14 protein-coding genes are annotated in these 14146 nt (G+C 73.0%); all 14 read left to right on the plus strand.

The features are described 5' to 3' along the window. The 14 genes from PV682_RS17495 (at position 1) to PV682_RS17560 (ending at position 14140) form a co-directional block, all read left to right on the plus strand. Positions 1–615 (plus strand): SRPBCC family protein, encoded by a 615-nt coding sequence (locus PV682_RS17495; protein ID WP_319730755.1) that lies wholly within the window; start codon positions 1–3, stop codon positions 613–615. Positions 616–980: 365 nt separating this feature from the next. Next, positions 981–1310, plus strand: a complete 330-nt coding sequence (locus PV682_RS17500; protein WP_055720946.1) for a TcmI family type II polyketide cyclase — start codon at positions 981–983, stop codon at positions 1308–1310. Then, positions 1307–2578 carry a beta-ketoacyl-[acyl-carrier-protein] synthase family protein gene (locus PV682_RS17505; protein WP_319730760.1) on the plus strand — a complete coding sequence of 424 codons (1272 nt, stop codon included), beginning with the start codon at positions 1307–1309 and terminating at the stop codon, positions 2576–2578. The genes PV682_RS17500 and PV682_RS17505 overlap by 4 nt, the downstream gene beginning before the upstream one ends. After that, a complete protein-coding gene (locus PV682_RS17510) occupies positions 2575–3786 on the plus strand; it encodes a ketosynthase chain-length factor (protein ID WP_319730762.1) in 1212 nt (403 codons plus the stop codon). Before PV682_RS17505 ends, PV682_RS17510 begins: the two co-directional genes overlap by 4 nt. A gap of 56 nt (positions 3787–3842) precedes the next feature. Further along, the gene (locus tag PV682_RS17515; RefSeq protein WP_319730764.1) at positions 3843–4118 is read left to right on the plus strand and encodes an acyl carrier protein; all 276 of its coding nucleotides are present in this window, start codon (positions 3843–3845) and stop codon (positions 4116–4118) included. Then, positions 4115–4891: a 3-oxoacyl-ACP reductase FabG gene (gene fabG, locus PV682_RS17520; protein WP_319730766.1), complete on the plus strand. Its 777-nt coding sequence runs from the start codon at positions 4115–4117 to the stop codon at positions 4889–4891. The genes PV682_RS17515 and fabG overlap by 4 nt, the downstream gene beginning before the upstream one ends. A 26-nt stretch (positions 4892–4917) precedes the next feature. After that, positions 4918–5853 carry an aromatase/cyclase gene (locus tag PV682_RS17525; protein ID WP_319730768.1) on the plus strand — a complete coding sequence of 312 codons (936 nt, stop codon included), beginning with the start codon at positions 4918–4920 and terminating at the stop codon, positions 5851–5853. Next, a complete protein-coding gene (locus PV682_RS17530) occupies positions 5850–7166 on the plus strand; it encodes an FAD-dependent monooxygenase (protein WP_319730770.1) in 1317 nt (438 codons plus the stop codon). The genes PV682_RS17525 and PV682_RS17530 overlap by 4 nt, the downstream gene beginning before the upstream one ends. A 2-nt stretch (positions 7167–7168) precedes the next feature. Then, on the plus strand, positions 7169–7867 hold the full coding sequence (locus PV682_RS17535) for an antibiotic biosynthesis monooxygenase family protein (protein WP_319730772.1): 699 nt from the start codon (positions 7169–7171) through the stop codon (positions 7865–7867). After that, entirely contained in the window at positions 7864–9354 is a 1491-nt protein-coding gene (locus PV682_RS17540; RefSeq protein WP_319730774.1) for an FAD-dependent monooxygenase, read from the plus strand. The genes PV682_RS17535 and PV682_RS17540 overlap by 4 nt, the downstream gene beginning before the upstream one ends. Beyond that, entirely contained in the window at positions 9351–9776 is a 426-nt protein-coding gene (locus tag PV682_RS17545; RefSeq protein ID WP_319730776.1) for a nuclear transport factor 2 family protein, read from the plus strand. The genes PV682_RS17540 and PV682_RS17545 overlap by 4 nt, the downstream gene beginning before the upstream one ends. Positions 9777–9933: 157 nt before the next feature. Beyond that, positions 9934–10956 (plus strand): methyltransferase, encoded by a 1023-nt coding sequence (locus tag PV682_RS17550; RefSeq protein WP_319730778.1) that lies wholly within the window; start codon positions 9934–9936, stop codon positions 10954–10956. A gap of 72 nt (positions 10957–11028) precedes the next feature. Then, a complete protein-coding gene (locus tag PV682_RS17555) occupies positions 11029–11946 on the plus strand; it encodes an LLM class flavin-dependent oxidoreductase (protein ID WP_319730780.1) in 918 nt (305 codons plus the stop codon). A 586-nt stretch (positions 11947–12532) separates the two neighbouring features. After that, entirely contained in the window at positions 12533–14140 is a 1608-nt protein-coding gene (locus PV682_RS17560; RefSeq protein ID WP_319730782.1) for an ABC transporter substrate-binding protein, read from the plus strand. Positions 14141–14146 lie beyond the last annotated feature (6 nt).

Genomic DNA, 14146 nt, shown 5'->3' on the forward strand with positions numbered 1-14146 from the left:
ATGTCCAGCACCAGCGTGTCCACCCCGCGACGCCGACTGCGCGCAGTCGCGGTCCCGCTCGCCGTCGCCGCCGTTCTCGCCGGCACCGCCGCCCCGACCGCCCACGCCGCCACCCCGAGCCGGTGCGGCGGCCAGGGGGTCGACCCCGCCGCCCGCATCCGCTACAGCTCCGACACCGTGATCAAGGCGCCGCTCGCCACGGTCTGGAAGCTCCAGACCGACGTCCGACGCTGGCCCACCTGGCAGCCGCCCGTCCTCACCGCCGCACGCCTCGACCCCGGCCCCCTCGGAGCCGGCTCCCGCTTCCGCTGGACCACACCCGCACCGGCCACCCCGACGACCCCCGCCACGACCCTCACGATCACCTCCACCGTCCGCGAACTCCACCGCCACCACTGCCTCCTGTGGAGCGGACCGGCGATCGGCGAGGGCCTGCGCATCGACGAGGGCCTGCACCTGTGGACCTTCACCGAGACCGGGGACGGCGTACGCGTCCACACGGAGGAGACCTGGACCGGGAGCCAGGTCGAGACGGACGTGCCCACCGCGACGGCGGCGCTCGGCGCGGGGCTCGAAACGTGGCTGCGTGACCTGAAGGCCGCGGCGGAGAAATGAAGCGGCGCGTACCACCTTCCGGTACCCGTGCCGGGGCGTGGCCCGAGGGGCGTTCGAGCGAGCCTCCAGCCGGTCGGCGGAGGCTCGGGGGGTGGGGCCGCGCGGGACGGTGCAGAACCTCCCGCCGGGCGGCCTCTCCCGGTAGGGGCTCTCACCCCCTTCTGACACGCCCCGCACATTCCCGCGCCGGCCTGACCTCCCCCCGTACCGCCCCGGAGAACCCTGACAAAGCCCTGAACCGGCGTGTCTTGAACCCCGTACGCCGCCCCCCGGAGGCTTGAAGTCGCGCGGCGGCGTGGGCAGTTGAGGAGCTCCGCGCACCGCGGCCGAAGGCAGGCGCATCACGAGACGCGGGGAGTGGGTACATGCACAGCACCTTGATCGTCGCCAGGCTGGAACCCGGCGCGAGTACGAACGTGGCGGACCTGTTCGCCGGATTCGACGCGACGGACATGCCTCACCGGATGGGCACCAGGCGCCGGCAGTTGTTCCATTACCGGGGCCTGTACTTCCACCTCCAGGACTTCGACGAGGACAACGGGGGAGAGCGGATCGAAGCGGCGCGCACCGACCCCCGGTTCATCGGGATCAGCAACGACCTGAAGCCGTACATCGGGGCGTACGACCCGGCCACCTGGCGCTCCCCGGCGGACGCGCAGGCGACCCGGTTCTACGCGTGGGAGGCGTCCGCGTGAGTACGCGCCGAGTCGTCGTCACCGGACTTGAGGTCCTCGCCCCCGGTGGCGTCGGAGCCAAGAACTTCTGGAACCTGCTCAGCGAGGGCCGCACCGCGACCCGGCGGATCACGTTCTTCGACCCGAGCCCCTTCCGCTCCCGCGTGGCCGCCGAGATCGACTTCGACCCGTACGAGCACGGCCTGACCCCGCAGGAGATCAGGCGGATGGACCGGGCGGCCCAGTTCGCCGTGGTCGCGGCGCGCGGCGCGGTCGCCGACAGCGGCATCGACCTCGGCCGCCTCGACCCGTACCGCACCGGCGTCACCGTGGGCAGCGCGGTGGGCGCCACGATGAGCCTGGACGAGGAGTACCGCGTCGTCAGCGACGGCGGCCGGCTCGACCTCGTCGACCACGCCTACGCGGCACCCCACCTGTACGACCAGCTGGTGCCCAGCTCCTTCGCCGCCGAGGTCGCGTGGGCGGTCGGCGCCGAAGGGCCCGCGACCGTCGTCTCCACCGGCTGCACCTCCGGCATCGACTCCGTCGGGTACGCCGCCGAACTGATCCGCGAGGGCAGCGTCGACGTCATGGTCGCCGGCTCCTCGGACGCGCCGATCTCCCCGATCACCATGGCCTGCTTCGACGCCATCAAGGCCACCACCCCCCGCCACGACGACCCGGCGCACGCCTCGCGCCCCTTCGACGGCACCCGCAACGGGTTCGTCCTCGGCGAGGGCGCCGCCGTCTTCGTCCTGGAGGAACTCGGCAGTGCCCGCAGGCGCGGCGCCCACATCTACGCGGAGATCGCCGGATACGCGACCCGCTCGAACGCCTACCACATGACGGGCCTGCGCCCGGACGGCCTGGAGATGGCCGAGGCCATCCGGGTCGCCCTCGACGAGGCGCGCCTGCCCGGCGAGGCCATCGACTACATCAACGCGCACGGCTCCGGCACCAAGCAGAACGACCGCCACGAGACCGCCGCGTTCAAACGCAGCCTCGGCGCCCACGCCTACCGCACCCCGGTCAGCTCCATCAAGTCGATGGTGGGCCACTCCCTGGGCGCGATCGGCTCGATCGAGATCGCCGCGTCCGTCCTCGCGATGGAGTACGACACCGTCCCGCCGACCGCCAACCTCCACACCCCCGACCCCGAGTGCGACCTCGACTACGTGCCGATCGACGCCCGCGACCAGCTCACCGACGTCGTCCTCACCGTCGGCAGCGGGTTCGGCGGGTTCCAGAGCGCGATGGTCCTCGCGGACCCGGAGAGGAAGGCGGCGTGAGCGGCACCGTCGTGGTGACCGGCCTGGGCGTCGCCTCCCCGACGGGCCTCGGGGCGCGTGAGCACTGGGACGCCACCCGCGCCGGGCGCAGTGGCATCGGCCGCCTCACCCGCTTCGACCCGACCGGCTATCCGGCCCGGCTCGCCGGGGAGATCAGCGGGTTCACCGCCGAGGACCACCTCCCGGGACGCCTCGTCCCGCAGACCGACCGGATGACCCGCCTCGCCCTCGCCGCCGCCGACTGGGCGCTGGCCGACGCGGGCATCCACCCCGGGGACCTGGACTCCTTCGACATGGGCGTGGTCACCGCGAGCGCGTCCGGCGGCTTCGAGTTCGGGCAGAACGAGCTGCGCAAGCTGTGGGGCCAGGGCAGCCAGTACGTGTCCGCGTACCAGTCGTTCGCCTGGTTCTACGCCGTCAACAGCGGCCAGATCTCCATCCGCAACGGCATGAAGGGCCCCAGCGGGGTCGTCGTCAGCGACCAGGCCGGCGGCCTCGACGCCGTCGCCCAGGCCCGCCGGCAGATCCGCAAGGGGACCCGGCTCGTCGTCTCCGGCGGAGTCGACGCCTCCCTGTGCCCGTGGGGGTGGGTCGCGCAGCTCGCCGGCGGCCGGCTCAGCACCAGCGAGGACCCCGGCCGCGCGTACCTCCCCTTCGACCCCGACGCCCGGGGCCACGTCCCCGGAGAGGGCGGCGCGATCCTGATCCTGGAGGACGCCGAGGCGGCCCGCGACCGCGGCGCGCACTCCTACGGCGAGATCGCCGGCTACGGCGCCACCTTCGACCCCCGCCCCGGCGGCGGACGCCCGCCCGGACTGCGCCGGGCCGTTGAACTCGCCCTCGCCGACGCGCAGTTGCAGGCGTCCGACGTCGACGTCGTGTTCGCCGACGCGGCCGGCACCCCCGACCTCGACCGCGCCGAGGCCGACGCGCTCACCGCCGTCTTCGGCCCGTACGGCGTCCCGGTCAGCGCCCCCAAGACGATGACCGGCCGCCTCTACTCCGGCGCCGCGCCCCTCGACCTCGCCACCGCGCTGCTCGCCCTGCGCGACGGGGTGATCCCGGCCGCCGTCAACGTCCGGCCCGCACCCGACTACGCGATCGACCTCGTGACCGACGGGCCGCGCAGCGCCGAGCTGCGGACGGCGCTGGTCCTGGCCCGTGGGCACGGCGGCTTCAACTCGGCCGTCGTCCTGCGCAAGCCCTGAACACCACCCCCGGAGAAAGCCCCACCGAAAGTCCCCCCACCCGAAAGGAACTCCCCTTGTCCGCCGACAAGTTCACCCTCACCGACCTCAAACGCATCCTCCTCGAAGCCGCCGGCGCCGAAGAAGGCGTGGACCTCGACGGCGACGTCCTCGACACCGACTTCACCGCGCTGGGCTACGAGTCGCTGGCCCTCCTGGAGACCGGCGGCCGGATCGAGCGCGCGTACGGCATCACCCTCGACGACGACGTCCTCACCGACACGCTGACCCCGCGTGCCCTCATCGGCGTCGTCAACGACCTGCTGACCGTCTCGCCCGGGAGGACCCGATGACCGGCCGCGTAGCCCTCGTCACCGGCGCCACCAGCGGCATCGGCCTCGCCGTGGCCCGGCTCCTCGCCGGACAGGGACACCGCGTGTTCATCGGCGCCCGCGACGCCGGCCACGTCGAGACCACCGTCAAGGAACTCCTCGCCGAGGGCCTCGACGTGGACGGCACGACCGTCGACGTCCGCGACCCCGAAGCCGTACGGCACTTCGTGCGCGCCGCCGTCGAGCGGTTCGGCACGATCGACGTCCTCGTCAACAACGCGGGCCGCTCCGGTGGCGGCGTCACCGCCGACCTCCCCGACGAACTGTGGGAGGACGTCATCGAGACCAACCTGACCAGCGTCTTCCGGCTGACCCGCGAGGTCCTCACGGCCGGCGGGCTGCGCCACAAGGACCGGGGCCGCATCATCAACATCGCCTCCACGGCGGGCAAGCAGGGCGTGGTCCTGGGAGCGCCGTACTCGGCGTCCAAGCACGGTGTCGTCGGCTTCACCAAGGCCCTCGGCAACGAACTGGCGCCGACCGGGATCACCGTCAACGCCGTGTGCCCCGGCTACGTCGAGACGCCGATGGCCCAGCGGGTCCGCCAGGGGTACGCCGCCGCCTACGACACCACCGAGGACGCGATCCTGGAGAAGTTCCAGGCGAAGATCCCCCTCGGCCGCTACTCCACCCCCGAGGAGGTCGCGGGTCTGGTCGGCTACCTCGCCTCCGACACGGCCGCCTCGATCACGGCCCAGGCCCTCAACGTCTGCGGCGGACTCGGCAACTTCTGACCCACCCACCCCGAGGAGTCACGACCATGACGACCCGTGAGGTCGAGCACGAGATCACCGTCGCAGCGCCCGCCGAGGCCGTCTACCGGCTCATCGCCGAGGTGGAGAACTGGCCCCGGATCTTCCCGCCCACGATCCACGTCGACCAGGTCGAGCACGGCGGCGGCGAGGAACGTATCCGGATCTGGGCCACGGCGAACGGCGAGGCGAAGAACTGGACCTCCCGCCGCACCCTGGATCCGCACGCACTGCGGATCACGTTCCGCCAGGAGGTCAGCGCACCGCCGGTCGCCGCGATGGGCGGCGCCTGGATCATCGAACCCCTCGACGCCGAGCACGCACGGGTCCGCCTCACCCACGACTACCGCGCCCTCGACGACGACCCGGCCGGGCTCGCCTGGATCGACGAGGCCGTCGACCGCAACAGCCGCTCCGAACTCGCCGCCCTGCGCACCAACGTCGAGGCCGCGCACGCCGCCGCCGACCTCACCTTCTCCTTCACCGACAGCGTCACCGCCACCGGCCGCGCCAAGGACCTCTACGCGTTCATCGACGAGGCCGGACTGTGGGCGCAGCGCCTCCCGCACGTCGCGTCCGTACGCCTCACCGAGGACACCCCCGGCCTCCAGACCCTGGAGATGGACACCCGCGCCAAGGACGGCTCCACGCACACCACCAAGTCGTACCGCGTGACCTTCCCCCACCACCGCATCGCCTACAAGCAGGTCACCCTGCCCGCACTGCTCACCCTGCACACCGGGGTGTGGACCTTCGAGGAGACGTCGGACGGCACCGTCGCCTCCTCCCAGCACACCGTCACCCTCGACACCACGAACATCGCCGCCGTCCTCGGCGCCGAGGCAAGCGTCGACGACGCGCGCGCCTACGTCCACACCGCCCTGTCCACCAACAGCCTCGCCACCCTCGGCCACGCCAAGGCGTACGCCGAGAAACGGTCATGACCGCACCCGACACGGACGTCATCGTCGTCGGCGCGGGCCCCGTCGGCCTGCTGCTCGCCGGGGAACTGCGCCTCGGCGGAGCACGAGTCGTCGTCCTGGAACGCCTGGCGGCCCCCACCACCGAGTCCCGCGCCTCCACCCTGCACGCCCGCACCATGGAGATCTTCGACAGCCGGGGCCTGTGGGACGGCGCCGACACCCCGGCGAGCGACCCGCGCGGCCACTTCGCCGGCATCCCCCTCGACCTGACGCTCCCCGGCACAAGGCCCGGCCTGTGGAAGATCCCGCTGTACGACACCGAACGCCTCCTGGGCCGGTGGGCGCAGGGGCTGGGCGCCGACGTCCGGCGCGGCCACGAGGTGCGTGCGGTCACCGACACGGGGGAGTACGTCGAGGCCGAGGCCGTCAACGGCGTCCTGCGCGCCGCCTACCTCGTCGCCTGCGACGGCCAGGACAGCACCGTACGCGGCCTGATCGGCGCCGACTTCCCCGGCCACGACGCGCGCCGCGAACTGCTGCGGGCCGACGTCGACGGCATCGACGTACCCGACCGGCGCTTCGAACGCCTCCCGGACGGGCTGGCCGTCGCCGCGCGCCGCGCGGACGGGGTGACCCGGGTGATGGTCCACGAGCACGGCGCACCCGTCCCCGTACGGACCGGCGCTCCCGCCTACGACGAGATCGTGCGCGCCTGGAAGCGGGTCACCGGCGAGGACATCAGCGGCGGAACCCCCTTGTGGGTGAACGCCTTCGACGACACCACCCGCCAGCTCACCCACTACCGGCACGGCCGCGTCCTGTTCGCCGGGGACGCCGCGCACCGGCAGCCGCCCATCGGCGGCCAGGCACTCAACCTCGGCCTCGCCGACGCCTTCGACCTGGGCTGGAAACTCGCCGCCGAGGTCACCGGCCGCGCCCACGTCCTCGACACCTACCACGCCGAACGCCACCCGGCCGGCGCGCGCACCCTGGCCACGATCGAGGCGCAGGCGACGCTGCTGTTCGGCGGGCCCGAGGTCGACCCGGTCCGCGCGCTGCTCACCGAACTGCTCGCCCACGAACCGGTCCGCGCCCGGCTCGCCGCGACGGTCGGCGGCCTGGACACCGGCGTACACCTCCCGCATCTGACGCACCCCGGCCGGGGACTGCTCCTCGGACCCGGCGCCCCTCCGGACCGCGACCTCCCCCACGCGCACGCCGAGACCTGGACCCTGCTGCGGCCCGACGGCCACGTCGTGTGGCAGGACCCGGACCAGGCGCCGCCGCCCGAGGTGTACGACCGCTGGTTCGGACCCGCCCGAAAGGAACCCTGACCATGCCCCTGATCCGACCCGACGACGGCTATCTGACCGTCTTCAACCTCTTCGAGACGGACACCCGACCCCTCCAGGACGACGTCCTCGACGCGATGCGCGACATCATCGACCACGCCGACTACCCCGGCTGGATCTCCTCCACGCTCCACTCCGGCGTGGACGAACCGGGAACCGTCAACTACATCCAGTGGCGCAGCGCCGCCGACCTCCAGGCCCGCTACGAAGGCCAGAAGTTCCAGCAGAAGACAGTGCCGCTCTTCCATAAACTCGCCCGCACCGTACGCCTGTTGAAGACGGAACTCGCCTTCACCCAGCACCACCCCGCGCTCGACGACGGCATCGAGATCTCTCCGGAACGCGACGACTACACCGTGGTCATCGTCCTCGACACCCGGCCCGAGGACCAGAAAGACCTCCTGGCCACCCTCGCCAAGCCCGACGAGTGGATCACGACGGTCCCCGGCTACCGCTCGCACACCTACTTCCGCGGCGTGGACGGCACGTTCATCGTCAACTACGCCCAGTGGGACGGGAAAGAGGCCTACGACGCGTTCCACACGCTGCCCGAGGAGCAGCGGCCCGCCGACATCCGTACGGGGCGGGAGCGGGCGCGTTCCCTCGTCACCGGGCGGCAGGCCAACACGTACCGGGTGACGCACTCGCGGTCCGCTCGGTCCGTGAAGGACGCGTCGGCATGAGCGACACGGACGTCATCGTCGTCGGCGCGGGGCCGACCGGGCTGATGCTCGCCGGGGAACTGCGGCTGGGCGGGGCGCGGGTGACGGTCGTCGAGCGGCTGGCCCGACCCACCGGGCAGTCGCGGGGGCTGGGGTTCACCGCGCGCGCCATGGAGGCGTTCGACCAGCGGGGGCTGCTGCCGAGGTTCGGGCCGCTGGAAGTCAGTCCGGTGGGGCACTTCGGCGGGGTGCGGTTCGACTACACCGTGCTGCCGGGCGCGCACTTCGGGGCGCGGGGGATACCGCAGTCGCGCACCGAGGCGGTGCTGGAGGCGTGGGCGGGGGAACTCGGGGCTGTCATCCATCGGGGGTGGGAGTTCACGGGATTCTCGGCCGACGAATCGTCCGTGTCGGTCGCGGTACGGACTCCCTCAGGGCCGCGCCAGGTGCGCGCCGCCTACCTCGTCGGCGCCGACGGCGGGCACAGCGCGGTGCGGGAGGCCGCCGGGATCGGGTTCCCCGGCACGCCGGCGTCCCGCGTGATGTACCTGGCGGACGTGGTGGGCCGTTCGCTGCGGCCCCGGCCGCTCGGGGAACGGCTCGACCACGGCATGGTGATGGCGGCACCCCTCACCGACACCGTGGACCGGATCATCGTGTGCCCCGACGGGGCACCACCCCGCGAGGACGCGGCGCCCGTGACGTTCACCGAGGTCGCGGACGCCTGGCTGCGGCTCACCGGCGAGGACATCTCCGACGCCGACACCGAGTGGGTCAGCTCCTTCACCGACGCCACCCGGCAGGCGGCCACCTACCGCGAGGGCCGGGTCCTGGTCGCCGGGGACGCCGCGCACATCCACCTCCCGGCCGGCGGCCAGGGCATGAGCACCGGCATCCTCGACGCCTTCAACCTGGGCTGGAAGCTCGCTGCCGAGGTAACCGGCCGCGCGCATCTCCTCGACACCTACCACGCCGAACGCCACCCGGCCGGGGCCCGGCTGCTGCTCAACACCCGTGCGCAGGGCACGGTGTTCCTCGGCGGGAGGGAGTCCGACCCGCTGCGCGCGCTGTTCGCCGAACTCATCGAGCACGACGACGTGAAACGGCACCTGGCCGGGGCCGTCAGCGGGCTCGACGTGCACTACGACCTCGGTGACGGCCACCCCCTCGCGGGCCGCCGCGTCGCACCCCGCGTCCTGACCGGACCGGCCGGGGAGACCACGGTCGCCGAACTCCTGCACCCGGCGCGCGGCGTCCTCCTCGACCTCGCCGACGACCCCGAACTGCGGGCGGCAGCCGCACCCTGGCACGACCGGGTCACCGTCACCACCGCCACCCCGAAGCCCGCCGACGGCCCCGACGACGACCTGCGCGGCCTGCACGCCCTGCTGATCCGCCCCGACGGGCACGCCGCCTGGGCCTCGGACGCGCCGGACACCGAAGGGCTCGGCGCCGCCCTGCACCGCTGGTTCGGGGCGCCCTCCGACCGAAAGGCAGCACCGGCATGAGCAGCACCTCCGACCGCGCCGAACTCACCGCCCTCGCCGACCGCTACGTCACCCACCTCGACCGCGACCGCCACCGCGACGACTGGTTCGGCGAGGTCTTCACCGACGACGTCCACCTCACCTTCCCCATGGGCGAGTACAAGGGGACCGCCGGCCTCACCGAGTTCCAGGAACTCGCCCGCACCACCTTCGAACGCACCCACCACACCGCCACCAACTACACCATCGACCTCGACGGCGACCGCGCCACGATCCACGCGCACCTCACCGCCGTCCACGTCCGCGAGGCCGCCGCCCCCGCCGAGCACTTCACCATCGGCGGCCACTACGAGGCCGGTGCCGTCCGGACCGCCGACGGCTGGCGGATCCAGCGGTTCGTGTTCGACCTCGTGTGGCACGCGGGCCGGGCGCCGGGCCACTGACCTCGCGAGTTGACAGAGATCTGACGTACCGCGCAAAGACCTGACATCGGCGCGTCTTGTACGGCCCGACCGGCCCCAACAGACTTGATCCGGGCCTGTCGGTGTGTCCCGGTCGGACCCCACCGGCCACTCCCGCCGCCCAGTGAGGAACCCCGTCATGCCCCCTGGCACTAGCGAACTCCCCCTGCCCGTACAGGTGTTGCAGATCATCACGGCCGGCTGGCTCGCCCAGGCGGTCAGCGCGACCGCCGAACTCGGCGTCGCCGACACGCTCGCCGGCGGACCCCGCACGGTCGCCGAGATCGCCGCCGCGACCGACACCCACGCGCCCAGCCTCTACCGGCTGCTGCGGGCCGGCGCCGACATCGGCCTGTTCACCGAACACGACGACAAGGTCTTCGAGCTGACGCCGCTGGGCGACACCCTGCGCGCCGACAGCCCGGCCAGCCTGCGCAACTTCGCGATCTGGACCGGCCTGCCCGCCGAGCGGTACGCCTGGGCCGGGCTCGCGGACGCCGTCCGCACCGGGCACACCGCGTTCCCCGAGGTGCTCGGGAAATCCGTCTGGGACCACCTGCACGACCACCCCGACGTGCTCGGCGTCTTCGACCGGGCCATGACCGAGGCGTCCCGGCAGATCATCGCGCCCGTCGTCGCCGCGTACGACTTCGGGCGGTTCGGGACGGTCGTGGACGCGGGGGGCGGGCGGGGCGCGCTGCTCGCCGCCGTCCTCGCCTCGGCGCCGGGCGCCCGGGGGATTCTCTACGACCGTCCCGAGGTCATCGCCTCCGCCGGGCAGCCGCTGCGGGACGCCGGGGTCGCGGAGCGGGCCGAGCTGGTCGCCGGGGACTTCTTCGAGTCCGTACCGGGTGGCGCCGATGCCGTGATCTTCTCCAACATCCTGCACGACTGGGACGACGAGCAGTCCCGGCGGATCCTGGTCAACGCGCGGGAGGCCCTGGCCGAGGGCGGCCATGTGCTGCTCGTCGAGGCGGTGCTGCCGGACCGGCCGCGCCCCTCGCCGACCGTCTCGCTGATGGACCTCGACATGCTCGTCGTCGCCGGGGGACAGCAGCGCACCGCCGCCGAGTTCGCGGCACTGCTCGCCGGCGCGGGGCTGAAGCTGACGCGGATCGTGCCGGGCGGCCATTGCAGCGTCGTCGAGGCCGTCCGGGCCTGATCTTTTCCAGCGGGCGCCGGGTCTCCAACTCCCGTACGCCGTCCCGATGTTCCGTACCGAGGAAAGAAGCTCATGACAGAACGGCTCGCACGCAAGCTGTGGTTCGGGGTCGGACCCGGGGTCGCCGTCGCCGACGCGGCGGGTGTCGTCCAGCGGGTCGAGTACGCCGACCGGGCGGGGCTCGACTTCTTCGCGCTCTCCGACCACCCGTACTACGGGGACCGGCTGGAGGCGTACGGGGCGCTCGGGCTGCTGCTCGGGCGGACCCGGAACATCACCGGCGTCACGACCGTCACCAACCTGCCGACACGGCCCGTGCCGTTGCTGGCCCGCACCCTGTCGACGCTGTCCGCGCTCTCCGGGGGGCGGGTCGTGCTCGGGATCGGCGCGGGGGGCTACTGGGACGACATCGAGCGCTTCGGGGCGGTACGTCTTGAGCCGGCCGCCGCGGTGCGCGCGCTGGAGGAAGCGGTCCGGCTGGTGCGGGAGTTGTCCGGCGGTGGGGTGCGACCCGTCAGCCTGGACGGCGAGTTCAGCCGGGTCGTCGGGCTCGATCCCGCGCCGGTTCCCGCGCCGCTGGTCTGGACGGGGTCCGTGGGGCCCAAGTCCCTTGCCGTGACCGGGCGTTCGGCCGACGGGTGGATTCCCGGGAACGCGGCGGACTGGCACAGCGAGCGGTACCGGACGTCGCGGCCGATCGTCGACGAGGCCGCCCGGGCCGCCGGGCGCGATCCCGCCGACGTCGTGACCGTCTTCAACCTGCCGGCCCGGATCACCGACACCCCCGTCACCACGCCGCGCGACGCGTCCGGCCGGTGGCTCGGGGGCTCCGTCGACCAGTGGATCACCGAGCTGACCGAAGCCGTCCTCGAACACGGCGCCTCCGGGTTCGTCTACTACGCCTCCGGCGACCCCTCGGGACAGACCGGCCTCGCCCGCTGGGCCGAGGAGATCGTGCCGGCGGTCCGCGAGGCGGTCGCCAAAGGGTGATCGCCCATGAGCCGACCGCCGGAGGCCGGCCGCCCGGCGAGTCGTCCACTGGGGGACGGCTGTGGCCGATGGCCGGCCGTCTGGCAGGCGCCTGCCGGGAGTCGGCCTCCGGGAGTCGGCCTCCGGGAGTCGGTCGTCGGAGGCCGGCCGCTCGGCGAGTCGCCTGCTGGGGGACGGCTGTGGCCGATGGCCGGCCGTCTGGCAGGCGCCTGCCGGGAGTCGGCCTCCGGGAGTCGGCCTCCGGGAGTCGGTCGCCGGAGGCCGACCGCCCGGCGAGTCGCCTGCGCCGGGTCGGCTGGTGGTCGAGGCGGCGGCCGATGGCCGGTCTTCCGGCAGGCGCCTTCCGGGAGTCGGCCGTCCGGAGAGTCGCTCGCCGGAGGCCGACCGCCCGCCGGAGGCCGACCGCCCGCCGGAGGCCGACCGCCCGCCGGAGGCCGACCGCCCGCCGCAGGCTGGCCGCCCGACCCGCCCGACCCGCCCGAGGCCCGTCGAGTCGCCTGCCGCTCGTCGAGGAACGGCCGTCCGTGGAGCGGTCGGCGAGGAATGACCGTGTTCATCCCGCTTCCCACCGAGAGAGGTTCCCGAGATGCCCACCAGAACCCCCCGACCGCGTCGCCGGCTCCGTCTCGCGGGCGCGCTGCTCGCGGTCGTCCTGCCCGTCGCCGCGTGTTCGGGTGGCGGAGGCGACTCGGGCGGCACGGGCGCCGGGGGCGCGCCGCGTGACGGCGGGACTCTGATCGTGGGCAGCGAGGCCGACCCGGGGTGCCTCGATCCGCAGCAGACCGCGCAGGTCGGTGCCATCGACATCACCCGCTCCGTCGTCGACAGCCTCACCGCACAGGACCCGAAGACCGGCAAGATCGTCCCCTGGCTGGCGAAGTCCTTCACCGCGAGCCCGGACGGCAGCGCCTTCACCTTCGTCCTGCGCGACGGCGCCACCTTCAGCGACGGCACGCCCGTCGACGCGACGGCGGTGAAGACCACGTTCGACCACCTCGTGAAACTCCCCGCGAACGGCGCGCCCGCCTACCTGATCGGCTACCAGGGCACGACCGTCACCGACGCGCACACCCTCACCGTGAAGTTCAGGACGGCCAACGCCCAGTTCCTCCAGGCGAGTTCGACCGTCGGCCTCGGCATCCTGGCCCCCTCGACGTTCACCGTGTCCACCGCCGACCGCTGCCGGGGCGAGTTCACCGGCTCGGGCCCGTACGTCCTGGACCACTACACCAGCAACCAGGAAGCCGTCCTGAAGAAGCGGGCCGACTACGCCTGGCCCCCGTCCACCGCGACGCATCAGGGCGCCGCCCGCCTCGACGCGGTGACGTTCACCTTCGTCCCCGAGAGCGGTGCCCGCACCGGCGCCCTCTCCTCCGGGCAGGTCGACATCGCCAAGGCCCTCCAGCCCACCGACGAGGCTCAGTTCAAGGGCAACGGCTTCCGCGTCCTGTCCGCGCCCGCCCCCGGCCTCGTACCGCCCCTCTCCCTCAACCACCGGGGCATCCTTGCCGACCGAAAGGTCCGCGCCGCCCTCCTCAAGGGCATCGACCGGCAAGGACTCGTCGACTCCGTCCTCAGCGCGTCGTACCGGCCCGCGACCAGCGTGCTGTCCTCGACCACCCCCTACTACGCCGACTTCTCCGACCAGCTCCGCCACGACCCCCAGGGCGCCGAAGCCCTGCTGGACAGCGCCGGTTGGGTGAAGGGCGAGGACGGCATCCGGGAGAAGGACGGCAAGCCCCTCACCCTCACCTGGCTCATCCCCGCGCCCATGCCGCCCGCCAATGAGGCAGTTCAGCAGCAGCTCCGGAAGATCGGCGTCGACGTGAGACTGAAGCCCGTCGCCCCCGCCGTCTACGTCGAACAGCAGCAGAAGGGCGCCTTCGACCTGACCGCCGTCGGGGTCAGCCGCGCCGACCCCGACGTCCTGCGCACCATCTTCTACAGCAAGAGCGCCAACCTCTGGCACCTCCCGCCGAGCGAGCTGGACACGTACCTGGAGCAGGAGGCCGCCGCCACCGACCCGGCCGCCCGGCAGACCGCCGTCACGAACGCCGTGCGCTGGATCCTCGACCACGCCGACACCGTCCCGCTCTACGAAGGCGCCCAGGTCCACGGCGTCTCCGACAAGGTGAAGGGGTTCACCCTCGACGCCTCCAACCGCTTCGACCTGTACGACACCTGGCTCGGCTGAGAGGCG

This window comes from Streptomyces niveiscabiei (assembly GCF_033794345.1).
Lineage (GTDB): Bacteria > Actinomycetota > Actinomycetes > Streptomycetales > Streptomycetaceae > Streptomyces > Streptomyces niveiscabiei.